Genomic DNA, 24,080 nt, shown 5'->3' on the forward strand with positions numbered 1-24,080 from the left:
CCCCTAGGGTGGGCGCATGACTGTCGCTCCGACCCTGCCCGGCGCGGTGACCGTGCGGGTCCCGGCCAAGGTCAACCTCGAGCTGCGCGTCGGTCCGCGCAGGCCTGACGGCTTCCACGCGCTCGCGACCGTCTACCAGGCGGTCTCGCTCCACGACGAGGTCTCCGTCGCTCGCTGGGACGACTGGCAGGTCATCGCTGCCGGCGCCTACGCCGACCGCATCCCGACCGACGGCGACAACCTCGCCGTCCGCGCCGCACGTCTCGTGGCCGAGAGGTGGTCCGTCGACGAGTGCCTCTCGATCCGCATCGACAAGGACATCCCGGTGGCCGGCGGCATGGCGGGCGGCTCGGCCGACGCCGCGGCGGCGCTCGTCGCGTGCGACCAGCTGTGGGGCCTGGGCCTCGACCGCGAGGAGCTCGCCGAGCTGGCAGCGACCCTCGGCAGCGACGTCCCGTTCATCCTCTCCGGCGGCAACGCGATGGGCTCGGGGCGCGGCGAGCAGCTCGCGCCCGTGCTCGCGCGCGGCACCTTCCACTGGGTCTTCGCGATCAGCGACACCGGCCTGTCCACCCCGGAGGTGTATGCCGAGTGCGACCGCCTGCGCGAACGTGACGGCATCGACGTGCCCGAGCCCCATGTCAGCTCCGAGCTGATGGCGGCCCTGCGGTCGGGCGACCCGGCGGCCCTCGGCGCCGCGCTGCACAACGACCTCGAGCCGGCCGCCTTCTCGCTGCGGCCCCAGCTGCAGGAGCTGCGCGACGCCGGCGTCGAGTTCGGGGCGCTCGGCGGCATCGTGTCCGGGTCGGGGCCGACGGTCGCGTTCCTCACCGAGAGCCACGAGGCCAGCCTCGACCTGTCCGTGTCGCTCGCGGCCTCGGACCTCTGCCGCGACCTGCGCCGGGCCCGGGGCCCCGTGCATGGCGCCCACGTCGTCACCTCCCCGCGCCACGTCGAGTGAGCACTCCGTCCCACGGGGTGCGCGGCGAAGGTCACCTCTGCGCGTGACTGGTGGGACGGAGTGCTCACTCGACGACCGGAGCGCATAGGGTCAGACACCGATGGCAAACCTGATCTCCCTCGAGCGCGTCTCGCTCGTCTTCGGCACCTCCCACGTCCTCGACGACGTCAGCCTCGGTGTCCTCACCGGTGACCGCATCGGCGTCGTCGGCGTCAACGGCGGCGGCAAGTCGACCCTGCTGCGCGTCATGGCGGGTCTGCAGGAGCCCGACTCCGGCCGCATCACCAAGCAGGGCGGCGCCGACGGCATCCGCATCGGCATGCTGAGCCAGGAGGACGCGCTCGACCCCGAGTGGACGATCCGCGAGGCCGTGCTCGGCGACCTGCCCGAGCACGTCTGGGCCGGCGATCCACGCATCCGCGACGTCCTCACCGGGCTGCTCGGCGGCATCGCGGCCGAGAACGTCGGCGGCCTCGACAGCCGCGTCGGCCCGAAGTCCGGTGGCGAGCGTCGCCGGCTCGCGCTCGCCCGTCTGCTCGTCTCGGACCCCGAGCTGCTCCTGCTCGACGAGCCGACCAACCACCTCGACGTCGAGGGCGTCGCCTGGCTCGCCGACCACCTCGCGACGAAGCGGCCGCGGCCCGGGAACGCGACCGTCGCGATCACCCACGACCGCTGGTTCCTCGACGCCTACGCGACGATGACGTGGGAGGTCGAGAGCGGCAAGGTCAGTGACTTCGAGGGAGGGTATGCCGCCTATGTCCTCGCGAAGGCCGAGCGCGACCGTCTCGCCGGGGTCGTCGCCGACCGGCGCTCCAACCTCATGCGCAAGGAGCTCGCCTGGCTGCGCCGCGGCGCGCCCGCCCGCACGAGCAAGCCGAAGTTCCGCATCGACGCCGCCAATGCCCTCATCGCCGACGAGCCGGCCCCGCGCAACAGTGTCGAGCTCGCCTCGTTCGCGAGCCGGCGCCTCGGCAAGGACGTCCTCGACCTCGAGGACGTCACCGTGTCGGTCGGGACGGCGCCCCACGAGCGGGTGCTGCTCGACCACGTCACGTGGCGCCTCGCCCCGGGCGAGCGCATCGGCATCGTCGGCGTCAACGGCGCCGGCAAGTCGACGCTGCTCCGCGCCCTCACGGGTGAGATCCCGCTCGACGGCGGCCGGCGCAAGATCGGCAAGACCGTCGCCATCGCCCACCTGACCCAGGAGGTCCGCGAGCTCGAGCGCTTCGAGCAGTGGCGCGTCATCGAGGCCATCGAGGACGTCAAGCAGTGGACGATGCTCGGCGACAAGGAGATCAGCGCGAGCCAGCTCGCGACGCGACTGGGCTTCCCGGGCGGTCGCCAGCAGTCGCGCGTCGGGGACCTCAGCGGTGGCGAGCGACGACGGCTCCAGCTCACCCGCCTGCTGCTCACCGAGCCCAACGTCCTCATCCTCGACGAGCCGACCAACGACCTCGACATCGAGACCCTCACCTCGCTCGAGGACGTTCTCGACGGCTGGGCCGGCACCCTCGTCGTGGTCTCCCACGACCGCTACCTGCTCGAGCGGGTCGCCGACAAGCAGCTCGCGCTGCTCGGTGACGGAAAGGTGCGCGAGCTGCCCGGCGGCGTGGAGGAGTACCTCCGGCTGCGGGCCGCGGACATCGCGGGCCAGGCCGCCGCCCGGGGCTCCTCGGGCGCCTCGGGGCCCGGTCAGGTTGCCGCGTCGTCGGGCACGGCGCGCCCGGCAGAGGGCACACCCGCAGGTGCGGCGACGACGGCGAGCCCGGCCGAGGTGCGCGAGGCGCGCAAGGTCATGGCCCGGATCGAGAAGCAGCTCTCACGCCTGCAGGACCGTGAGGAGCGCCTCCACGGCGACATGGCCGAGAAGGCCACCGACCCCGGGGCGCTCGCGGACCTCAACGCGAAGCTGCAGGCCGTCGTCACCGAGCGCGAGGAGCTCGAGCTCGGGTGGCTCGAGGCCGCGGAGATCGTCGGCTGACACCGGTCCCCGATCTCGGGGAAGCCTTGAAAGTATCTTGATATCAAGATACTTTCGGGACATGGAGATGTACCTGCACCACGTCCAGGTGTGCGGCCCGGCCGGCTGCGAGGACGCCATGCGCGCCTTCTACGTCGGTGTCCTCGGCATGGCCGAGGTGCCCAAGCCGGAGCGGCTGCGGGCCCGCGGCGGTGCGTGGTTCCGTGCCGGGGCGGCCGAGGTCCACGTCGGCATCGAGGAGGGCTTCGTCCCGGCCCGCAAGGCCCACCCCGGCATCGCCGTCGATGACGTCGAGGCGCTGGCGCGCGTCGTCGAGGCAGCCGGCTCACCCGTGACGTGGGACGACAACATCCCGGGCCTGCGCCGCTTCCACACCGCCGACCCCGTGGGCAACCGGCTCGAGTTCCAGCAGGCGCAGCGGTGACCGGGAGGGCCGGTCAGCCGTGGCCGTCGCCGCGCCGGCTCTCTCGGGTCTCGCGGGTCTCGCGCGTCTCCAGGGGGGCGAGCATGCGGCGCAGCAGGCCGGCCAGCTGGGTGCGGTCGGCGGCCGACAGCTGCGAGAGCAGCGACTTCTCCTGCTCGATGAGGTCGGCCATCGCGGAGTCCACGACGTCGCGCCCGGCCGGCGTGAGCCGCACAAGCACCCCGCGCCGGTCGCCCGGGTCGGGACGCCGCTCGACGAAGCCGCTGCGCTCGAGTCGGTCGACGCGGTTGGTCATGGTGCCCGAGGTGACGAGCGTCTGCTGCACGAGCTGGCCGGGGGAGAGCTCGTACGGCTCGCCCGCGCGCCGCAGCGCCGAGAGCACGTCGAAGGCCCAGCCGTCGAGCAGGTGCTCGGAGAAGGCCGAGCCGCGCGCGAGGTCCAGCCGGCGCGCCAGCCGGGACACCCGCGAGAGCACCTCGAGCGGTGACACGTCGAGGTCGGGGCGCTCCCGGCGCCAGGCCGCGACGATCTCGTCGACGTCGTCGGCGGGCCTGCGGTCGGCGCTCATGATCCAACTGTAGTCGCCGTCAAGACTCTTGACATCAAAAGAAACCGAGGACGACATGACTCCCACGCCCGACCTGCCCGCCGACGCCGAGGCTGCTGCCTCCACCGCTCCCGCCGCGACCCCGGGAGCCGGAGCCCGCGACACCGACGCGGCCTGGGACCCGCGGCAGTATGCCGTGTTCTCCGGACACCGCGGCCGTCCCTTCGCCGACCTGCTCGCCCGCGTCGACGCCACCGAGCCGGCCCTCGTCGTCGACCTCGGCTGCGGGCCGGGCGAGCTGACCCTCGGTCTGGCCCGGCGCTGGCCGGGCGCGCGGGTCATCGGCGTCGACAGCTCGCCCGAGATGCTCGCCAGGGCGCGCGAGCTCGACACCGACGGCCGCGTCGAGTGGGTCGAGGCGAGCGCCGAGGACTGGGACCCCACCGAGTGCGGCGCCTCGATCGACGTCCTCGTCACGAACGCCACGCTCCAGTGGGTGCCCGGACACCTGCGACTCATCCCGACCTGGGTCGAGAGCCTCGCGCCCGGCGGTACCTTCGCCATGCAGGTGCCCTCGAACTTCGACGCCGCCTCCCACCGGCTGATGCGTGAGGTCGCGGCTCGGCACGCGCGTGCGGCGGACCTGCAGCCGGGCCTCGACCGTGCCCGCGCCGTCGCCCGCCCGGACACGTATGCCGCGCTCCTGCTCGACCTCACGCCGGACGTCGACGTGTGGCAGACGACCTACCAGCACGTGCTCGCCGCGCCCGAGGGCCGGCCGCACCCGGTGCTCGAGTGGGTGCGGGGGACCGGTCTGCGCCCGGTGCTCGGCGTGCTCGACGAGGACGAGCGCGCGGCGTTCGTCGCCGACTACGAGCGCGAGCTCGACACGGCATACCCCCGCAGGTCGTTCGGCGTGCTCTTCCCCTTCACCCGCACCTTCGCCGTCGCGAGGACACCGCGCTGACAGAGCCTGACGGACGGGTCGGTGCTCAGGGGGCCACGTCGCCGCGGTGCCGCTCCTGGGCGACGACCTCGGCGAGGTCGGCGAGGCGGTGGCGCTGCTGGAGCGGGCGGGCCATCCGGTGGTTGCCCTCGAGCCGGTCGGCGGTGCGGTCGAGGTAGGCCCAGTAGCCCGCGGTGAAGGGACAGGCGTCGTCTCCGACGCGCTTCTTCGGGTCGTAGCGGCAGCCGCCGCAGTAGTCGCTCATCGGGTTGATGTAGGCGCCGCCGGAGACGTAGGGCTTGGTCGCCATCGCGCCACCGTCGGCGTGCTGGCTCATCCCGACGACGTTGGCCGGCATGACCCAGTCGTAGCCGTCGACGAAGCGGGTCTGGAACCACTCCGTGAGGGCGTCGGGGTCGTAGCCGCGCTGGGCGGCCCAGTTGCCGAGCACCATGAGCCGCGGGATGTGGTGCACCCAGCCCCGGTCGCGCACCCCGGCCAGCGCGTCGTTCAGGCACGCGGCGTCGACCTCGTCGGCGTCGAGCCGGTCGAACCACTCCGGCAGCGGCGACCGCGCCGCAGGGCGTTGCGGCGGCGGTAGGTGGGGCCGAAGTGCCAGTAGAGGTGCCAGACGTACTCGCGCCACCCGATGACCTGGCGCACGAAACCCTCGACCGACGCCAGGGGTGCGTCGCCGTCCCGGTAGGCCTGCGCGGCGCGGTCGACGACCTCGACCGGGTCGAGCAGCCCGAGGTTGAGCGGCACCGAGAGCAGGCTGTGGGCCATGGCCCAGTCGCCGCGCAGCATCGCGTCCTCGTGCGGCCCGAACGCTCCGAGCCGGTGCGTCACGAAACGCTCGAGCGCCGCCAGCGCCTCGCGGCGGGTCACGGCGAAGACGCGCGGACCGTCGGCGCCGACGGGGGAGAGCAGCCCCTCGCGCGTCCACCGGTCGAGGTCGTCGCGGACCTCGGCGTCGATGTCGTCCTCGCGCGGCCGGTAGGGCGGCGGCACGTCGAGGCGCTCCACTCCCTTGGGCGGGGGCTCGCGGTTGTCCTCGTCGAAGGACCACCGGCCACCGACCGGACGGTCGCCCTCGACGAGCAGGTCGAGGCGCTGGCGCTGGAAGCGGTAGAAGTCCTCCATCCGCACCTGGCGTCGGCTGCCGACCCACCGGGCGAAGTCGGCCCGGGGCAGGCTGTAGCCCGGCGTCGGGTCCACGGACTCGACCATCCCGGACGCGAGCAGCCGGCGCACGAGGCGCTCGGCGGCATACGACGTCGGCTCGTGCACCCGCACGGGCTCGCCCAGCCCGCGCAGCGCCTCGGTGTAGGTGTCGGTGCGCAGCAGGACCGCCGAGTCGCCCAGCTCGGCCGCGCGGTGGCGCAGGGCGGAGAGGACGAGGTGCAGCTTCTGCCGGTGGAACGGTCGGCGGGCCAGCGCCCGGCGGCTCTCCACGAGCAGCACCCCGCCCCGGCCGACGTCGAAGTGCGGCCCGAGCTGGTCGGCGAACAGCCAGCGTCTCGTCATCGGCTCATCATGGCCGACGCCGGCGACAGACTCCGTCAGCTCCGGGCAGACCCGTCAGGTCCGGGCAAGCCGGGTCAGGGGCCGGTCACCGGGCGGTAAGACGTGGGTCTGGTTGACGTCAGCCGGGCGCCGTCAGGAAAAAATCTCCGTCAATTTCCGGCATTTCGCCCCATTTCCGAAAACCGTGTCATGAAATGGGTCCTGGCACGTCATACAGATGACGGCATCGCAGGGGTCTCCCGCTTGGTCAGGGGAGGGAGTGACCCCTACGGGCCTCTTCTGGTGGTGCCGTCAGGTTTCGTCCTTCCGCGTGGTTTCGTGGAGGGGATCATTCGGAAGGACGAAACCTGCCCACCCCGTCGGCGTGACGCGCCTGCCCCTGCTGCCACAGCCGCCACCGACGGGCCCGGACTCCGTCCGCTTCGTCCCGATCGTGGACACGTCCTCGTTCCGACTCGACGCCTGCCCCGCCGCTTGGCAGACTGGCCCGCACCGGGGCCAGTGGAAGGGCGAAGGGTTGTCGGCAGACGCGACCTTGTGGTCGAGCGAGGCATGGGCCTCGGCCCCTGACGCATACCTCCTCCTGCGCACGCGGGAGGGTTCCGCCGAGGCGTTCGGCGAGCTGTGGCGTCGTCACCTGCCTGCCGCGTATGCCGTCGCCGGGCGTCACCGGGGCCGCTCGGCTCCCGAGGACATCGTCGCCGAGGCCGCGGCCCGGGTGCTGGCGCTCATCCGCGACGGCCGGGGACCTGAGGAGCACTTCCGCGCCTACTTCCTCTCGGCCGTGCGCACCGTCGCCATCGACCAGGGTCGTCGGGACCTGCGGGTCGTGCCCGCCGAGCCCGAGGATCTCGAGGAGCTGGCCGAGCCGCACGAGGACGCGCTCGCGGTGCTCGCCACCGACGACGAGGGGCTCGCCCTCGTCCGTGAGGCCTTCGCCGGGCTCTCGGAGCGCGACCAGCGCGTGCTGTGGCACACCACCGTCGAGGGCGCGGCACCGCGCACGGTCGCGCCGGCGATGGGCATGACGGCCAACGCCGTCAGCGCCCGCGCGATGCGAGCGCGCGAGTCGCTCCGGGCCCTCTACCTCGACGCCTGCGCGCAGCGTGGGCTCGCGGACGCGGACAGCGAGGAGTGCCGCTGGACGGTGGAGCACCTCGGGGCCCTCGTGCGCGGGCGACTGCCCAAGCGGCAGACCGAGCGGGCCGAGGCGCACGTCGCCGGCTGCCCGCACGCGGCGGCCATCGCCGACGACCTGCGGCTGGTCCACGACGGGTTCCCGGCGCTGCTCGTGCCGCTCGTGCTCGCGGCAGGTCTCGGCACGCCGGGCTTCGTCGGTGTCGCTGCCCTGCTGGGTCTCTCCGGTGGGGCGGGGGCGACCGGCGTCGTCGGCTCGGCCGCCGCGACCGGCAGCGGGCCTGTCGCGGGTGGAGCTGCCGGCGCTCCAGGTGCCGTCCCCGGCTCGGCCGGCTCGAGCGCGCCGTCGAGTGCGTCGGGTGCGTCGGGTGCGTCGGGTGCAGGCGCGGTCGCCGAGGTAGCCAGCCAGGTGACGGCCCTGGTCGCGGGGCTCGCCGTCACGGCCGGGGTGGCCGGCGCGCTCGCCCTTCCGGCCCCGTCGCCCGCACGCCCGTCCGCGGCGCCGGTCCCGGCGGCGACGACCACGGTGCCCGCGCCGTCGGTGACGTCAGGCCCCGGCGGCGTGACCGCAGGTCTCCCCGGATCGCCCTCGGGCTCGACCGGTCAGCCGGGTGGCGCCCGCGAGACCGTGAGCGCCTCCGGCATCCCGGCGGCCGCCGGCCTGACCGGCACGCCGTCACCGACGCTGGTGACCGCCCCCTCCGCGGGCGCCGGGGCGAGGCAGCCGGGCACCCCGCCCGCCGGGCCCGCCGCTGCGATCGGGAGCGGCGCGAGCCCCTCGTCCACCCCGACCCGGCCGCCCGTGCCTCCGGCTCCGGCGAGCACCTCTGCGCCGCAGCCGCCGACGACGTCCGGCACGACACAGCCGCCCACGCCGCCGACCGTGCCGACGCCGCCGACGACCGTGCCACCGACGACCCCGCCGCCGCAGCCCGGTCCCGCTGCACCCAGCGTCACGGTGCGGCTCGTGGCCGCCGGCGACCCGTCGCGCATCTCGGTGCGCGTGCGCACGCAGGAGACGGGTGCGCTGACGATGCGCATCAGCAACGTGTCCGGCTCCGGCACCCTGACCGTCCGCAACTCGAGCTGGACCTGCGCGCAGGCCTCGCCGTCCTCGGTGCGCTGCACCGGGGGTCGCGGTCAGGCGCTGCTCGAGCAGTCGGGCACGGGCAGTGTCGAGCCGATCCTCGTGCGCATCACCGATGCCTCCGGCCACACGTGGACCGAGACCCTCCGCCCCACCTGAGGCAGCCCCGTCGAGTGAGCGCTGCGTCCCATGCGGTCGCGTGAGGGCTGGGGCTGGTGTGACCGCGCGCTCACTCGATGTAAGCCGTGGGGCGGCGCCCCCTCGATGTGGGTCAGCGGTGGGGGAGCGTGACGAGCCGCGGCGAGCGGTCGAGGCCGGACAGGCCGTTCCAGGCGAGGTTGACCAGGTGCGCGGCCACCTGGTCCTTCTTGAACTTGCGGCGGTCGAGCCACCACTGCCCGGTCAGGGCCACCATCCCGACGAGCATCTGCGCGTGGATCGGCGCCGACTTCGGGTCGAGGCCGCGCTGCTTGAACTCCGCCGCGAGCAGGTGCTCCACCTGGACGGCGACGTCACCGAGGACGCTGGCGAACGACCCCGTCGACTGCCCCGGCGGTGAGTCCCTCACGAGGATGCGGAAGCCGGACGGGTCGCTCTCGATGTAGTCGAGCAGCGCGAGCGTGGCCCGCTCGAGCAGGACCCGTGCGCCCTCCGGCTCCTCGAGGGCCGCGCTGATGCCGCCCATGAGGGCCTGGATCTCGCGGTCGACGACGACGGCGTAGAGGCCCTCCTTGCCGCCGAAGTGCTCGTAGACGACGGGCTTGGAGACGTTGGCCTTGGCGGCCACCTCCTCGACCGTGGTGGCCTCGAAACCCTTGTCGGCGAAGAGCTTGCGGCCGACGGCGATGAGCTGCTCGCGCCGCTCGGGCCCCGTCATCCGGGCGCGCGGGCGTGAGCGGTCGGCTCGGTCGGCAGTCACTCGCACAGTCTGGTGCATGCGCGGGCGGTCCTGCTCCCCGGGCAGGAGTCGAACCTGCGTCGCTTGTCCTGATTCAAAGTCAGGCGGGCCCTGCCGACAGACCAACCGGGGAACGTCCCGGCGGGCCGGGACGACCACAGGTTAGTGCAGGGCCGGGTGGTCCCCGCCCCACGGCATACGCAGTCGGTGACCGCACGGGTGACGAGGACGGATGTGAGTGGGGTCACGGCGCGCCCGTGGCCGGGGCGGCGCCCTTCCTCCCCACGAGTAGCATGGCCGAGGCGCACCCCGGCGCCCTCGTGGGCCGGGGTCGTACGCACCCGAGTGCACCCCGATCCAAAAAGGAGCTGCGCCCTGTGAGCGATCTACGGCCGACCGCCGTGATCGTCCTCGCCGCCGGTGAGGGCACACGCATGAAGTCCACGACCCCCAAGGTCCTCCACACGATCGGGGGTCGCAGTCTCGTGGCCCACGCGATCCGGGCGGCCCGGGGCACGAGCCCGCAGCACCTCGCCGTCGTCGTGCGCCACGAGCGCGACCGCGTCGCCGAGCACGTGCGGCAGGTCGACCCCGAGGCGGTCGTCGCCGACCAGGACGACGTCAAGGGCACCGGGCGCGCCGTCGAGTGCGCGCTCGAGGCCCTCCCCGCAGGCCTCGACGGCACCGTCGTCGTGACCTACGGCGACGTGCCGCTGCTGACGAGCGAGACGCTCGAGGGGCTCGTCGCCGCGCACCACGCGGCGGGCAACGCCGTCACCGTCATCACCGCGACGCTCGAGGACCCGACGGGCTACGGCCGGGTCATCCGTGACGCGGAGGGCTCCGTCGCGGGCATCGTCGAGCAGAAGGACGCCGACGAGCAGCAGCGCGCGATCCGTGAGGTCAACAGCGGGTTGTACGCGTTCGACGCCGCCGTGCTGCGCGAGGCCCTGTCCGAGGTGGGCACCGACAACGCCCAGGGCGAGAAGTACCTCACCGACGTCGTCGCGATCGCGCGTGGTCGGGGACTCGCCGTCCGCGCCCATCTCGTCGCCGACCTGTGGCAGACCGAGGGCGTCAACGACAAGGTCCAGCTGGCCCGCCTCGGTGCCGAGCTCAACCGCCGCACCGTCGAGCAGGCCATGCGCGACGGTGCCATCGTCATCGACCCGGCCACGACGTGGCTCGACGCCGACGTGACGATCGGTCCGGACACGGTCGTGCGTCCCGGCACGCAGATCCTCGGCGCCAGCACCATCGGCCGCGACTGCGTCATCGGACCCGACACGACTCTGACCGACGTCGAGGTCGGCGACGGCGCGAGCGTCGTACGCACCCAGGCCGAGCTGGCCGAGATCGGCCCCGGAGCCAGCGTCGGCCCCTTCTCCTACCTGCGCCCCGGCACCCGGCTCGGCGCCCAGGGCAAGATCGGCGGCTTCGTCGAGACGAAGAACGCCGACATCGGCGCCGGCGCCAAGGTGCCTCACCTGACGTACTGCGGCGACGCGACGATCGGTGAGGGCGCCAACATCGGCGCCGGCACGATCTTCGCCAACTACGACGGCGTCACCAAGGGACACACCAACGTCGGCGCGCACAGCTTCGTCGGGAGCAACTCGGTCATCGTCGCCCCGCGCACCATCGCCGACGGCGCCTACGTCGCAGCGGGCTCAGCCGTCGTCAGCGACGTCGGTCCGGGCCAGCTCGCCGTGACCCGAGCCCAGCAGCGCAACGTCGACGGCTGGGTCGCCCGCCGCCGCGCCGGCACGAAGACCGACGACGCAGCACGGACGGCGCAGGCCGCGCAGGCGGCCACGTCGAGCGAGAGCACCGAGACCACACAGGGCCAGCCGACCACCGAGACGAAGGACGCCCGACGATGAGCGGCATCAACAAGACGACCGAGAAGCACCTCATGGTCTTCTCCGGCCGGGCGCACCCGCAGCTCGCCCAGGAGGTCGCGAAAGCGCTGGGCACCGATCTCGTGCCGACCTCGGCCTACGACTTCGCCAACGGCGAGATCTACGTGCGCTACGAGGAGTCGGTGCGCGGCTCGGACGCCTTCGTCATCCAGAGCCACACCGCTCCGATCAACGAGTGGATCATGGAGCAGCTCATCATGATCGACGCGCTCAAGCGGGCGTCAGCCAACAGCATCACCGTCGTACTCCCCTTCTACGGCTATGCGCGACAGGACAAGAAGCACCGTGGTCGCGAGCCGATCTCGGCCCGCCTCATGGCCGACCTGTTCAAGACGGCCGGCGCCAACCGGCTCATGGCGATCGACCTGCACACCGCGCAGATCCAGGGCTTCTTCGACGGCCCGGTCGACCACCTCATGGCGATGCCGATCCTCGCGGACTACGTCGGCAAGAAGTATGGCCACCTCGACCTCGCCGTCGTCTCGCCCGACGCCGGCCGCATCAAGGTCGCCGAGGACTGGAGCTCGCGCCTCGGCGGCGCCCCGCTGGCCTTCATCCACAAGACGCGCGACATCAACCGGCCCAACGAGGTCGTCGCCAACCGCGTCGTCGGTGAGATCAAGGGCCGCGTCTGCGTCCTCGTCGACGACATGATCGACACGGCGGGCACCATCACCAAGGCGGCCGACGCCCTCATGGACCAAGGCGCCGCGGGCGTCATCATCGCCGCCACGCACGCGATCCTCTCGGGCCCGGCCGTCGACCGCCTCAAGGCCTGCAAGGTCGAGGAGGTCATCGTGACCAACACCCTCCCGATCCCCGACGACCGCCGCTTCGACAAGCTCGAGGTCCTCTCGATCGCGCCGCTCGTCTCGATGGCGATCCGCGAGGTCTTCGAGGACGGCTCGGTCACGAGCCTCTTCGACGGCAAGGCCTGACCCACGGGGGCTTCGCCCCCCGTGCACCCCCCTGAAGACGCGCGTGGCTGGGTTCCGCATGCGCCCCGAGTGCCCCCGAACGACCCGGTCGGCTGACTTCGCTTCACGGGGTGGGCGTATGCCGTCGGGACCCTCCCGACGGCATACGCCCTCGGTGCGTGCTGGGGTGCTCAGACGCGCGCGGCGCGGCGGGCGCGGTAGGCGGCGGTGTGGGCGCGGGCCGCGCAGCCCCCCTCGCAGAAGCGGCGGGAACGGTTGCGCGAGAGGTCGACGACGACGTCGTCGCAGTCGGCCGCCTCGCACACCCGCAGGCGGGCGAGCTCGCCGGCGCGCACGACGTCGATGACGGCGATCGCGGCCTCGACGGCCATGCGGCGGGGGAGGGGCGCGTCGTCGGGGGTGGCGTGGACGTGCCAGCCGACGTCGTCGTGGTCGACGAGCTGCGGGACGGCGCGGGCCTCGGCGAGCAGCTCGTTGACGAGCGCGACGACGCCGGCCTCGTCGTGGTCCCAGAAGCCCCGGAGGCGTGGACGCAGGGCGCGCACCGCCTCGAGCTCGGCGGCGTCTCGGTCGAAGCGCCCGGTCCACCCCTGCTCGCGGTAGAGCTCGTCGAGCTGCTCGAGGCTCGTCAGCCGGTCGGGCGCGTCGTCACCGGGCACGGAGCCCGGCATCGTGTTGACGAGGGCGGCGGCCGCCGCCAGCGCCATGTCGGTGTCATGGGTGAAAAGCATGTTGACTCCTGACGGCGACGATCGCTACTGTCATGAGTCTAATGAGTTTTGCTGATGACATCCGGCAGGCGGGCCACGGCACCGTCGGCGGGGAGCGACGAGGACGGTCATGACGGAACGGGTCGAGGTCGACGCAGCATCAGCGGTCGGGTCCACGGCTCGGAGCGTGCCGTCGACAGGGCGCCCTGACCGCCCTGACCGCCCTGACCGCCCTGACCGCCCTGACCGCCCTGACCGCCCTGACCGCCCTGACCGCCCTGACCGTCCCCGCCGTCCGGTCCGGCACCCGCTCGTGGGGCTGGGCGTGGCGCTCGTGTCGGCCGCCGCCTTCGCCACCTCGGGCGCCTTCGGCAAGTCCCTGCTCGTCGGCGGCTGGTCGCCGGGGGCCGTCGTGACGATGCGCATCACCCTCGCCGCCGTCGTCCTGCTCGGGCCCGCGCTGTGGTCGCTGCGCGGCCGCTGGCCGGCGCTGCGACGCAACGCCTGGGTCGTCGTCGGCTACGGCCTGACCGGGGTCGCCGGCTGCCAGCTCGCCTACTTCAACGCCGTCACCCACCTGTCGGTCGGTGTGGCCCTGCTGCTCGAGTACCTCGCGCCGGTGCTCATCGTCGGCTGGCTCTGGCTGCGACACCGGCAGGCGCCCCGCCGCCTCACCGTCATCGGCGTGGCCCTCGCCGTGGCTGGTCTGCTGCTCGTGCTCGACGTCCTCGGTGGCGGCGCCAGCGTCAGCCCCGTCGGCGTCCTCTGGGGTCTCGGCGCCGCCGTCTGCCTCGTGCTCTACTTCCTGCTCGCCGACCACGTCGACGACGACGTGCCGCCGCTCGCCCTCGCCGGAGGAGGCCTCGCCGTCGGCGCGGCGTCCCTCGGCCTGGCCGGCCTCGTCGGCGTCCTCGACATGAGCCGGGGTGCCGGCCGCGTGCCGCTCGGCGGGGTCGTCGTCGACTGGTGGGTACCGGTCCTCGTCATCGCCCTCGTGGCCGCTGCCTTCGCCTACGTCACCGGCATCGCCGCCGTGCGCATGCTCGGCGCCAAGGTCGCCTCGTTCGTGGCCCTGACCGAGGTGCTCTTCGCCGTGCTCTTCGCCTGGCTCGTGCTCGCCGAGCTGCCCACGACGGTCCAGCTCCTCGGCGGAGTGCTCATCGTCGGGGGCCTCGTGGCCGTCCGCGCCGACGAGGCGCGAGGCGGTGGGGCGGCGGGCGAGGAGACGCCGCTCACCCAGCCCTGCCCCATCCCGTGAGTCCCGCCTAGGCTGCACCCATGAGCTGGCGCCCGCGGGCGGCCATCGCCCTGGCTGCCGTCCTCCTCGCGGGATGCGTCACGTCGACCGCCACCCCCGAACCGCCCGTCGCGACGCCGTCCCCGACGGGCTCGCCGGGGACGCCGGGGACCCCCGGGACGCCCGGGACGCCCGGGACCGTGCACCTCACGGCCGCGGGCGACTACGGCGCCGACCCCGTCGCCTCGGGCCGCGTCCTGACGGCCCTCGCCCGCGTCGGCCAGGACGCGCACCTCGCCCTGGGCGACCTCTCCTACGGCAAGCCCGGGCAGGAGCAGGCGTGGTGCGACTTCGTCACCGCCCGGACCCGGCCGGGCCTGCCCTTCGAGCTCCTCTCCGGCAACCACGAGAGCAACGGCGAGAACGGCTCCATCGGCGCCTTCACCGCCTGCCTCCCCAACCGCCTCCCCGGGCTCGTCGGCCAGTACGGCCGCGAGTACTACGTCGACCTCCCGCAGCCGGACCCGGTCGTCCGGGTCGTCCTGGTCTCGCCGGCCCTGACGTTCCCCGACGGCACGTGGGACTACTCGGCGGGCTCGGAGCACTACGCGTGGACCGAGCGCGCCATCGACGGCGCGCGCGCCGCGAAGATCCCGTGGGTCGTCGTCGGCATGCACAAGCCGTGCCTCTCTCTCGGGAAGTACTCCTGCGACATCGGCCCCGACCTGCTGCACCTGCTCGTGGCCAAGCGCGTCGACCTCGTGCTGTCCGGCCACGAGCACCTCTACCAGCGCACGGCCCAGCTCGCCGAGGGGAGCGCCTGCACCCGCATCGCGATCGGGTCCTACCTGCCCGGGTGCGTCGTCGACCGCGGCACCTCGCTCGCCGCCGGGGCGGGCACCGTCCTCGTCGGGGTCGGCACCGGCGGCGGGCTGCCGTCACCGGTCAGGGCCACCGACCCCGAGGCCGGGTACTTCGCAGCCAGCGCGGGTGCGGGCAGCACGCCGGACCCCTACGGCTACCTCGACGTGCTGGCCACAGCGGGCGACCTGCGGGCGACGTTCGTGCGCAGCGACGGCACGACCGGCGACGCGTTCGTGCTGCGGCACGGCGCGACCGCACCCTGAGCGGGGACGGAGCGGGCACGCAGCTGGACCCGAGCGGGAGTCGGGTGGGAGTCGGGTGGGCCAGTGGACGGGATTTCGTGCCTTGGGCCGCAGTCCCGTAAGATCGAGCAGTTGCCTCGGCGAGGGACGGTGCACGGCTGCCACGGCAGGGCGTGCCGGGGTCCGTGATCGACGCGGTGGCCTGACGTGGAAGCTCTTCACGGTCGGGTTCGCCTCTGCGTGCGGACCACCTCAGCGACCTGCTCCGTCACTGCCGATCACCGCGCGTCGTCCCGCGTCGAGGCCGACCACCGAGAGACCGCCTCATCCGAGATACCCAGGAGATCCCCGTGTCCGACAACACCAAGCTCGTCGCCGAGAAGCGCACCGACTTCGGCAAGGGCGCCGCCCGCAAGATCCGCCGCGCCGGCAACATCCCCGCCGTCATGTACGGCCACGGCACCGACCCCGTGCACATCTCGCTGCCCGGCCACGACACGATGATGGCGCTCAAGCAGGCCAACGCCCTCCTCACGATCGTCATCGACGGCGACGAGCAGCTCGCGCTCGCCAAGGACGTCCAGCGCGACCCGATCAAGCCGGTCATCGACCACGTCGACCTCGTCGTCGTCCGCAAGGGCGAGAAGGTCGTCGTCGACGTCGCCGTGCACCTCGAGGGCGAGGCCGCTCCCGAGACCGTCGTCACGCTCGACCACAACACGCTGCAGGTCGAGGCGCTCGCCACGAACATCCCCGAGAACGTCGTCGTCTCGGTCGAGGGCCTCGAGGCCGGCACGCAGATCCTCGCCGGCGCCGTCGAGCTGCCCGAGGGCGCGACGCTCGTCACCGACGAGGAGGCTCTCGTCGTCAACGTCACGCAGGCCATCTCGGCCGAGGCCCTCGAGGCCGAGCTCGCCGAGGCCGAGGCCGAGGCCGGCATCGAGCGCGAGGAGTCCGACGAGGAGGCCGCCGAGGCCGCCGAGGGCGAGGCTGCCGAGGGCAACGAGGCCAAGGCCGAGGGCGACGAGGCCTGAGCCTCGTCCCCACGTCGCGGCGCCCATCGCGCCGCAACAGCATGACCACGCGTCCACGGGTCCCGTCCGAGCTCCGGCTCGGCGGGGCCCGTGCCCGCACCACGACCTGACCACCTTCCACGGCCACGGCCGCTGACCACCGATCGAGGGACCCGCATGGACACCTGGCTCGTCGTCGGGCTCGGCAACCCGGGACCCGGCTACGCCGGCAACCGGCACAACGTCGGAGCGATGACCGTCGACGAGATCGCCGGTCGCGCCGTGGGTGGCCGCGCCACCTTCAAGGCGCACAAGGGTGCCCGGGCGCGTGTCGCCGAGACGCGACTGCGCGTCGGCGGACCCAAGGTCGTCCTGGCCGTGCCGTCGATGTTCATGAACGAGTCCGGCTCCGCCGTCGCCGGCCTCTCGAAGTACTACGACGTCCCGCCCGAGCGCATCGTCGTGCTCCATGACGAGCTCGACATCGACGCCGGCCTCGTCCGGCTCAAGCTGGGCGGCGGTGAGGGCGGCCACAACGGCCTGCGCTCCATCTCCCGCTCGATCGGCACGCGCGACTACCTCCGCGTGCGCCTCGGCATCGGCCGTCCGCCCGGGCGCCAGGACCCGGCGGACTTCGTCCTCAAGGACTTCTCCAAGGCCGAGCGCACCGACGTCCTGCCGTTCCTGCTCGACGAGGGTGCCGACGCGGTCGAGGCACTCATCGAGGTGGGCCTGCTCGACGCCCAGCAGCGCTTCCACGCCCCCCGCTGACGACGGCGCACCCCGTCCCGCGCTGTCGTCGCACCGACCTAGACTGGACGACTGATGCCGCACCCACTGCTGTCCGCCTTCCGGGCGCTCCCCGATGTCCGTCACGTCCTCGACCAGGTCGGGAGGGCCCGCCTCGTCGACGTGTCCGCGAGCGACGGCTCGCGCCCGTTCCTCGTCGCTGCCCTGGCCCAGCAGGCACAGGCCGTCGGCCCCGATGCCGCGTCCGAGCCTGCCCCCGTCGTCGTCGTCACCGCGACGACGCGTGAGGCCGAGGACCTCGCGAGCGCGCTGAGCCTGTTCCTGGCCGACGAGCGCATCGCCGTCTTCCCGTCCTGGGAGACGTTGCCGCACGAGCGGCTCTCCCCACGCAGCGACACCGTGGGTCGGCGACTTGCCGTCCTGCGAAGGGTCGCTCACCCCGACCCGGACGACCCGGCATACGGCCCCTTCTCGGTGGTCGTGGCGCCCGTCCGCGCCGTCCTGCAGCCGCTGACCAAGGGCCTCGGCGACCTCGTGCCCGTCGCGCTGCGCGCGGGCGACGAACGCCCCCTCGAGGACGTCGTCGACGCGCTGGCTGCGGCCGCGTACACCCGCACCGACCTCGTCGAGCGGCGCGGCGAGTTCGCCGTGCGGGGCGGCATCCTCGACGTCTTCCCGCCCACCGAGGAGCACCCGGTGCGCATCGAGTTCTGGGGCGACACCGTCGAGGAGGTCCGCTGGTTCAAGGTCGCCGACCAGCGGTCCCTCGAGATCGCCGACCACGGCCTGGGGGCGCCACCGTGCCGCGAGCTGCTGCTCACCGACGACGTGAGGGCCCGGGCCCGTGCCCTCGCCGACCAGCTGCCCGGCGTCTCCGAGATGCTCTCCAAGGTCGCCGAGGGCATCGCCGTCGAGGGCATGGAGTCCCTCGCGCCGGCGCTCGTGGACGGCATGGAGTCGCTCCTCGACGTCCTGCCGCCGCGCTCGATCCTGCTGGTCGCCGACCCCGAGCGCGTCCGTCGCCGCGCCCACGACCTCGTCGCCACGAGCGAGGAGTTCCTCGAGGCGAGCTGGGCCAACGCCGCCGCCGGCAACGAGGTCCCCGTCGACCTGCAGTCCCTGCTCGGCAGCGCCTCCTACTGGTCGCTCGCCGACGTGCGGGCCCTCGCCGAGTCCTCCGGTCGCGCCTGGTGGACGCTGACGCCCTTCGTGGCCGACGCCGACCTCGTCATCGAGGACGACGACGTCGACCAGCGGCTCGCCGTGCGCACCACAGACCCCGACACCTTCCGCGGCGACACCGACCGCGCGGTCGCGCACCTGCGCGAGCGCGTCCGCGACGGCTGGGCCGTCGCCGTCGTCACCGAGGGGCCCGGCCTCGCCAAGCGCGTCGCCGAGGTGCTGCGCGAGCACGAGGTCCCCGTGGGGGCCCTCGACACCTCGCGCGACGACTCCCTCGAGGCCGGCACCGTGCACGTCACGACCGCCCCGCTGGGGCGCGGCTTCGTCCACGAGGGCGCGCGCGTCGAGGTGCTCACCGAGACCGACCTGACCGGCCAGCCCGGCAGCGGCACGTCCACCAAGGACATGCGGCGCATGCCGTCACGCCGCCGCAACCAGGTCGACCCCCTCCAGCTGCGGCCCGGCGACCACGTCGTCCACGAGCAGCACGGCGTCGGCCGCTTCGTCGAGATGATGCAGCGCACCGTCGCCGGCGCCACCCGCGAGTACCTCGTCATCGAGTACGCCCCGGGCAAGCGCGGCCAACCGGGTGACCGTCTGTTCGTGCCCACCGACCAGCTCGACCAGGTGACCAAGTACGTCGGCGGCGAGGAGCCCACGCTCAACAAGATGGGCGGCTCCGACTGGACCAAGACGAAGTCGCGGGCCAAGCGCTACGTCAAGCAGATCGCGGCCGACCTCATCCGCCTCTACAGCGCTCGGCAGGCCACCAAGGGGCACGCGTTCGCACCCGACACCCCGTGGCAGCGTGAGCTCGAGGACGCCTTCGGCTACGTCGAGACGCCCGACCAGCTGATCAGCATCGACGAGGTCAAGGCCGACATGGAGAAGCAGGTCCCGATGGACCGGCTCATCTGCGGCGACGTCGGCTACGGCAAGACCGAGATCGCGGTCCGGGCAGCCTTCAAGGCCATCCAGGACGGCAAGCAGGTCGCGGTGCTCGTGCCGACGACCCTGCTGGTCAGCCAGCACCAGCAGACGTTCGCCGAGCGCTACGCGCAGTTCCCGGTCAAGGTCGCCTCCCTCTCGCGCTTCCAGAGCGACAAGGAGGCCAAGGAGGTCATGGCAGGGATGGCCGACGGCAGCATCGACCTCGTCATCGGCACCCACCGGCTGCTCGCCAAGGACGCGAAGTTCAAGGACCTCGGCCTCGTCATCATCGATGAGGAGCAGCGCTTCGGCGTCGAGCACAAGGAGCTCCTCAAGACGATGCGCACGGCCGTCGACGTGCTGTCGATGTCGGCCACGCCGATCCCGCGCACGCTCGAGATGGCCGTCACCGGCATCCGCGAGATGTCCACTCTCGCAACACCGCCCGAGGAGCGTCACCCGGTCCTCACCTTCGTCGGCGCCTACGACGAGAAGCAGATCACGGCCGCGGTGCGGCGTGAGCTGCTCCGCGAGGGGCAGGTCTTCTTCGTCCACAACAAGGTGAACAGCATCGAGAAGGCCGCGGCGCGCCTGCGCGAGCTCGTGCCCGAGGCCCGCATCGCCACGGCGCACGGCCAGATGGGCGAGCACCGGCTCGAGCAGGTCGTCGAGGACTTCTGGGAGAAGCGCTTCGACGTGCTCGTCTGCACGACGATCGTCGAGACCGGGCTCGACATCTCCAACGCCAACACCCTCATCGTCGAGCGCTCCGACGTCCTCGGCCTGTCCCAGCTGCACCAGCTGCGCGGCCGGGTCGGTCGCGGCCGCGAGCGGGCCTACGCCTACTTCCTCTACCCGCCCGAGAAGCCGATGACCGAGACGGCGCACGACCGCCTGCGCACCATCGCGAGCAACACCGACCTCGGCTCCGGCATGGCCGTCGCCATGAAGGACCTCGAGATCCGCGGCGCCGGCAACCTGCTCGGCGGCGAGCAGTCCGGCCACATCCAGGGTGTCGGCTTCGACCTCTACGTCCGGCTCATCGGCGAGGCCGTCGCCGACTTCCGCGGCGACTCCGTCGACGTCCCGGCCGAGATCAAGATCGAGCTGCCCGTCGACGCCCACCTGCCCCACGACTACGTGCCGGGGGAGCGGCTGCGGCTCGAGGCGTACAAGAAGCTCGCGACCGTCGAGACCTTCGAGGCGGTCGACGAGATCGAGGCCGAGCTGCGAGACCGCTACGGCGCCCCGCCCAAGCCGGTCGAGAACCTCCTCGAGGTCGCCCGGCTCCGGGTCGTGGCCCGGGCCGCGCGCATCGGCGACATCGGCGTCCAGGGCAAGGTCGTGCGCTTCGGCCCGGTCAAGGAGCTGCGCGAGAGCCAGCAGCTGCGGCTCATGCGCCTCTACCCGGGCACGCTCGTCAAGGAGGCGCTCGGCACGATCCTCGTGCCGGCGCCGATGACGGCCCGCGTCGGCGGCAAGCCGCTGCGCGACGTCGAGGTGCTGACGTGGGCGCGGCAGCTGATCCAGGCGGTCCTGCTCGACGACATCGCCGCCGCATCGTCCGCATCGTCAGGCGCGGCCAGGTCTGCCGTGGGAGCACCGTAGGATGTCAGACGCATCCGCCAGAGGAGGAATTTCGTGAAGGCTTGGTCTGCTCAACCCGCGAAGCGCGTGGCCGTCGTCGGCATCGTGGCTCTCGGTGCCGCGTCGCTGCTCGGCGGGTGCGGTTTCGAGACGCGCCAGCAGGCCGCCGCCGTGGTCAACGGCACGGTCATCCACGAGTCCGACGTCCGCGAGACGTTCGACCAGCTCAAGGCGGCCAAGCTCGACTTCGCCGAGAACATCGTCGTCACCGCGCTCGTCGCGGCGCCGCTGCTCAAGGACGCCGTCGCCTCCTCCGGCAGCTGGAAGCCCGACGAGACCTACGCCTCGGTCATCTCCTCGATCCCCGGCGCCACCGACACGACGAAGGAGTTCGTCGAGGCGGTCGCCCTCATCCAGTCGCAGAAGATGACGCCGGCCGACGTCGCCGCCTACCGCGCCGACCTCAGACAAGCCGACATCAGCGTCAACCCGAAGTACGGCGCGATCGTCCCGTCCGACCAGGGCCCGGTCTACTTCACCCTCGGTCAGCAGACCCCCAACTGGGTCAAGGCCGGCGCCAACCCCGCCCCGGCCGCGACGCCCGCTCAGTAGTCCTGCCACCCTCGTCGTGACTACCCGCGTCGTCCTGCTCGTCACGACCCCTCGCGTCGCCCCGGGGCTGCTCACGCGGGAGGCGTGGCGCAGCCTGGAGGCGGCGTATGCCGTGTGGGGGCGTCCCGACGAGCCGCAGACGGCCGCTCTGGTCGAGGCGGGGATCGAGGTCCGGCCCCGCGAGGACGGGCATCCTGCCGACCTCGCGCGCGACCTCGTCGCGGCCTCGGAGACGGGCGACGTCGTGTGGGTCGGCTCGTCCGACGGCGACCCCGGCCTCAGCGACGCGATCGCCGTCGAGGTGACCCGGCTGCCCGAGCCGCCAGACGTCGAGCTGCTCATCGGCTCGTTCGACGTGCCCGGCGCGCGCCTGCTCGACGTCGTGGCCGTCATGGACCGCCTGCGCTCGCCCGGCGGGTGCCCCTGGGACGCGGATCAGACCCACGCCTCGCTCGTGCCCTACCTGCTCGAGGAGGCCCACGAGGCCATCGAGGCGATCGAGAGCGGCGACCCGGCCCACATGCAGGAGGAGCTCGGCGACCTGCTGCTGCAGATCGCCTTCCAGTCCCGCGTCGCCGAGGAGCACCCGAGCGATCCGTTCGACATCGACGACGTCGCCGGGGGACTGGTCGACAAGCTGGTCCGGCGCCACCCGCACGTCTTCTCCGACGTCGAGGCCGAGACCGCCGACGCCGTCGAGGCCAACTGGGAGTCGATCAAGGCCGCCGAGAAGCAGCACCGGACCCACCCGCTCGAGGGGGTGCCGGTCTCGCTCCCGGCCCTGGCCCGGGCCGAGAAGTACGTCTCGCGCCTGCAGCGCTCGGGGCGCGACGAGCTCGTCGACGAGGCGGTCGCCGCCGGTGACCTCGGCGCCCAGCTGCTCGACCTCGTGCGTCGCGCCCGCGCCGAGGGCGTCGACGCCGAAGCGGCCCTCCGGGACACCCTGCGTCGGCTCGAGGCCGCCAGCGAGGCGAGTGGGGGAGCGCGCTCCGGCGACTGAGCGCGCCGGACGGCATACGCCCTCGGGTCGGAGAGTCAGTAGGCCCCGCGCGAGCGCACGACCGCGTGGATCGTCTTGGCCATGATCGACAGGTCCTGCACGATCGACCAGTTGTCGACGTAGTAGAGGTCGAGGCGCACGGTGTCGTCCCACGAGAGGTCGCTGCGGCCGGAGACCTGCCACAGGCCGGTCATGCCGGGGCGCACGTGAAGCCGTCGCTGGACGTCGGGCACGTAGCGACGCACCTCGGCGGGCAGGGCGGGCCGCGGGCCCACGAGGCTCATGTCGCCGTTGACGACGTTGATCAGCTGGGGCAGCTCGTCGATGGAGAAGCGCCGCATGAACGCCCCGACCCGGGTGATCCTGGGGTCGCTCTGGGCCTTGAAGAGCACGCCGTCGGCGTTCTGGTTGAGGTGCGTCACCCCGGAGAGCCGCGCCTCGGCGTCGACCACCATGCTGCGGAACTTGAGGCACTCGAAGAGCTCGCCGTCGCGACCCACGCGGGTCTGGCGGAAGAGCACCGGGCCGCCGTCCTGCAGCTTCGTGGCGATCGCGAAGACGATCACGATCGGCGTGGCGATCGCGAGCAGCAGCGTGGCGCCGACGAAGTCGAAGGCGCGCTTGAGACCGCGGGAGGCGCCGAGGCTCTGCGGCTGCTCGACGTGCACGAGCGGCAGCCCGCCGACCGGGCGCATCGCCATCCGGCCCGAGCTGATGTCGCTGAGGCTCGGGACGACCGCCATCTGCACGTGGTGGCCCTCGAGGTCCCAGGCGATGCGCCGGAAGTCGACGGCCGACGGGAAGGCGCCCTCGGTGAAGACGACCATGTCGGCCTTCTCGGCGAGCACGGACTCGGCCGTCTCGGCCGTCGTGCCGACGACAGGGACGCCGCGGGGTGTCGCGGGGGTCGGCTGCGACGAGGGCGTCAGCGCGCCGACGATGCGGTAGCCGAGCCACGTCTCGCGCTCGAGCACGGCGGCGACGTCGTCGACGTGCGAGGCCGAGCCGGAGATGAGCACCCGCGTCACCAGGTGGCCGTGGGCGTGGGCGCGGTGCACGAGACGGCGGGCGTACCAGCGCCAGAGCAGCACGAGCGGCACGCCGATGGCGAAGATCAGCACGAAGAAGCCTCGCGAGAGGTTGAACTTCGTCAGGTAGCTGAGGATGCCGATGGCACCGGCCGTGAGTCCTGCGGCGCTGAGCACGCGGGCGTACTCGATGGTGCCGACGCCGAGGTGGCTGCTCGTGTAGGTCCCGAGCGCCAGGTTGGCGACCATCCACGCGGCCACGATCCACAGGCCGACCGACTGGGCGACCTGGTTGACGTCGTTCGCGACGTCGAAGACGTCGAGACTCGTGCGCCCCACGGCGGCCAGTGCCGTCGCTGCCGTGATGAGGAGCAGGTCCCCACCTGCGATCCCCAGCTGCAGCAGCCGCTGCCCCCGACTCCTCTCACTCAGTGGCTGCGTCACGGGACGCGCACTCACATCTAGAAGAACAACCCCCGACTCGCGCATGGGTTGACCCATGTTGATACCCCGCCCCCGGCACCCACTGGTGCCCTATTACGACCAGCTCCACC

General features: G+C 72.8%; 20 protein-coding genes and 1 tRNA gene. 14 read left to right on the plus strand and 7 right to left on the minus strand.

Translation table 11 applies throughout. From position 1 onward, the window contains the following. Nucleotides 1–16 precede the first annotated feature (16 nt). The 3 genes from IEY30_RS12220 to IEY30_RS12230 all read left to right on the plus strand — a co-directional run bounded on the left by IEY30_RS12220 (nt 17) and on the right by IEY30_RS12230 (nt 3,369). Entirely contained in the window at nt 17–961 is a 945-nt protein-coding gene (locus IEY30_RS12220; protein ID WP_030196346.1) for a 4-(cytidine 5'-diphospho)-2-C-methyl-D-erythritol kinase, read from the plus strand. Between the two features lie 100 nt (nt 962–1,061). Continuing rightward, on the plus strand, nt 1,062–2,945 hold the full coding sequence (locus IEY30_RS12225; RefSeq protein WP_030196349.1) for an ABC-F family ATP-binding cassette domain-containing protein: 1,884 nt from the start codon (nt 1,062–1,064) through the stop codon (nt 2,943–2,945). Nucleotides 2,946–3,006: 61 nt separating this feature from the next. Beyond that, nucleotides 3,007–3,369 (plus strand): VOC family protein, encoded by a 363-nt coding sequence (locus tag IEY30_RS12230; protein WP_030196353.1) that lies wholly within the window; start codon nt 3,007–3,009, stop codon nt 3,367–3,369. A 13-nt stretch (nt 3,370–3,382) separates the two neighbouring features. On the opposite strand, the gene IEY30_RS12235 is transcribed toward IEY30_RS12230, so the two are convergent. Continuing rightward, complete coding sequence (locus IEY30_RS12235; protein WP_052358430.1) at nt 3,383–3,937, minus strand: MarR family winged helix-turn-helix transcriptional regulator; 555 nt, start codon at nt 3,935–3,937, stop codon at nt 3,383–3,385. Between the two features lie 55 nt (nt 3,938–3,992). Here IEY30_RS12235 and IEY30_RS12240 point away from each other — a divergent pair, with 55 nt between their 5' ends. Further along, entirely contained in the window at nt 3,993–4,883 is an 891-nt protein-coding gene (locus IEY30_RS12240) for a methyltransferase domain-containing protein (protein ID WP_030196360.1), read from the plus strand. A gap of 25 nt (nt 4,884–4,908) precedes the next feature. On the opposite strand, the gene IEY30_RS21915 is transcribed toward IEY30_RS12240, so the two are convergent. Both IEY30_RS21915 and IEY30_RS12245 read right to left on the minus strand, forming a co-directional pair. Continuing rightward, nucleotides 4,909–5,355: a cryptochrome/photolyase family protein gene (locus IEY30_RS21915; RefSeq protein ID WP_229674966.1), complete on the minus strand. Its 447-nt coding sequence runs from the start codon at nt 5,353–5,355 to the stop codon at nt 4,909–4,911. Nucleotides 5,356–5,372: 17 nt separating this feature from the next. After that, the gene (locus tag IEY30_RS12245) at nt 5,373–6,389 is read right to left on the minus strand and encodes a cryptochrome/photolyase family protein (protein WP_229674967.1); all 1,017 of its coding nucleotides are present in this window, start codon (nt 6,387–6,389) and stop codon (nt 5,373–5,375) included. Nucleotides 6,390–6,906: 517 nt separating this feature from the next. On the opposite strand from IEY30_RS12245, the gene IEY30_RS12250 reads away from it, so the two are divergent. Next, a complete protein-coding gene (locus tag IEY30_RS12250) occupies nt 6,907–8,772 on the plus strand; it encodes a sigma-70 family RNA polymerase sigma factor (protein WP_162180992.1) in 1,866 nt (621 codons plus the stop codon). A gap of 112 nt (nt 8,773–8,884) precedes the next feature. Here IEY30_RS12250 and IEY30_RS12255 read toward each other — a convergent pair whose 3' ends face one another. Both IEY30_RS12255 and IEY30_RS12260 read right to left on the minus strand, forming a co-directional pair. Next, nucleotides 8,885–9,490, minus strand: a complete 606-nt coding sequence (locus IEY30_RS12255; protein WP_030196371.1) for a TetR/AcrR family transcriptional regulator — start codon at nt 9,488–9,490, stop codon at nt 8,885–8,887. Nucleotides 9,491–9,565: 75 nt separating this feature from the next. Continuing rightward, a tRNA-Gln gene (locus IEY30_RS12260) sits at nt 9,566–9,644 on the minus strand. Between the two features lie 244 nt (nt 9,645–9,888). Between IEY30_RS12260 and glmU the strand changes: the two genes are divergently transcribed. Together glmU and IEY30_RS12270 are read left to right on the plus strand one after the other, a co-directional pair. Beyond that, nucleotides 9,889–11,394 (plus strand): bifunctional UDP-N-acetylglucosamine diphosphorylase/glucosamine-1-phosphate N-acetyltransferase GlmU, encoded by a 1,506-nt coding sequence (gene glmU / locus IEY30_RS12265; protein ID WP_030196374.1) that lies wholly within the window; start codon nt 9,889–9,891, stop codon nt 11,392–11,394. Continuing rightward, nucleotides 11,391–12,371: a ribose-phosphate diphosphokinase gene (locus IEY30_RS12270; protein ID WP_030196377.1), complete on the plus strand. Its 981-nt coding sequence runs from the start codon at nt 11,391–11,393 to the stop codon at nt 12,369–12,371. The genes glmU and IEY30_RS12270 overlap by 4 nt, the downstream gene beginning before the upstream one ends. 170 nt (nt 12,372–12,541) lie before the next feature. Here the strand turns inward: IEY30_RS12270 and IEY30_RS12275 are convergent, their stop codons facing one another. After that, nucleotides 12,542–13,102 (minus strand): CGNR zinc finger domain-containing protein, encoded by a 561-nt coding sequence (locus IEY30_RS12275; protein ID WP_030196381.1) that lies wholly within the window; start codon nt 13,100–13,102, stop codon nt 12,542–12,544. 304 nt (nt 13,103–13,406) lie between these two features. Between IEY30_RS12275 and IEY30_RS12280 the strand changes: the two genes are divergently transcribed. From IEY30_RS12280 to IEY30_RS12310, 7 genes are all read left to right on the plus strand, one after another. Next, nucleotides 13,407–14,339 carry an EamA family transporter gene (locus IEY30_RS12280; RefSeq protein WP_229674968.1) on the plus strand — a complete coding sequence of 311 codons (933 nt, stop codon included), beginning with the start codon at nt 13,407–13,409 and terminating at the stop codon, nt 14,337–14,339. Between the two features lie 20 nt (nt 14,340–14,359). Continuing rightward, nucleotides 14,360–15,445, plus strand: a complete 1,086-nt coding sequence (locus IEY30_RS12285; RefSeq protein ID WP_052358431.1) for a metallophosphoesterase — start codon at nt 14,360–14,362, stop codon at nt 15,443–15,445. 329 nt (nt 15,446–15,774) lie between these two features. Further along, nucleotides 15,775–16,458, plus strand: a complete 684-nt coding sequence (locus IEY30_RS12290; protein ID WP_030196396.1) for a 50S ribosomal protein L25/general stress protein Ctc — start codon at nt 15,775–15,777, stop codon at nt 16,456–16,458. A gap of 156 nt (nt 16,459–16,614) precedes the next feature. Next, nucleotides 16,615–17,208, plus strand: a complete 594-nt coding sequence (gene pth / locus IEY30_RS12295; protein WP_030196397.1) for an aminoacyl-tRNA hydrolase — start codon at nt 16,615–16,617, stop codon at nt 17,206–17,208. A gap of 54 nt (nt 17,209–17,262) precedes the next feature. Continuing rightward, the gene (gene mfd / locus IEY30_RS12300) at nt 17,263–20,907 is read left to right on the plus strand and encodes a transcription-repair coupling factor (RefSeq protein WP_030196398.1); all 3,645 of its coding nucleotides are present in this window, start codon (nt 17,263–17,265) and stop codon (nt 20,905–20,907) included. A 33-nt stretch (nt 20,908–20,940) separates the two neighbouring features. Continuing rightward, a complete protein-coding gene (locus IEY30_RS12305) occupies nt 20,941–21,498 on the plus strand; it encodes a hypothetical protein (protein WP_229674969.1) in 558 nt (185 codons plus the stop codon). A 16-nt stretch (nt 21,499–21,514) separates the two neighbouring features. Continuing rightward, nucleotides 21,515–22,498, plus strand: coding sequence for a nucleoside triphosphate pyrophosphohydrolase (locus IEY30_RS12310; protein ID WP_030196403.1), 984 nt, complete (start codon nt 21,515–21,517; stop codon nt 22,496–22,498). A 35-nt stretch (nt 22,499–22,533) separates the two neighbouring features. Here the strand turns inward: IEY30_RS12310 and IEY30_RS12315 are convergent, their stop codons facing one another. Further along, a complete protein-coding gene (locus IEY30_RS12315) occupies nt 22,534–23,970 on the minus strand; it encodes a sugar transferase (RefSeq protein ID WP_030196407.1) in 1,437 nt (478 codons plus the stop codon). Nucleotides 23,971–24,080 lie beyond the last annotated feature (110 nt).

Source organism: Terrabacter tumescens (genome assembly GCF_014646815.1).
Lineage (GTDB): Bacteria > Actinomycetota > Actinomycetes > Actinomycetales > Dermatophilaceae > Terrabacter > Terrabacter tumescens.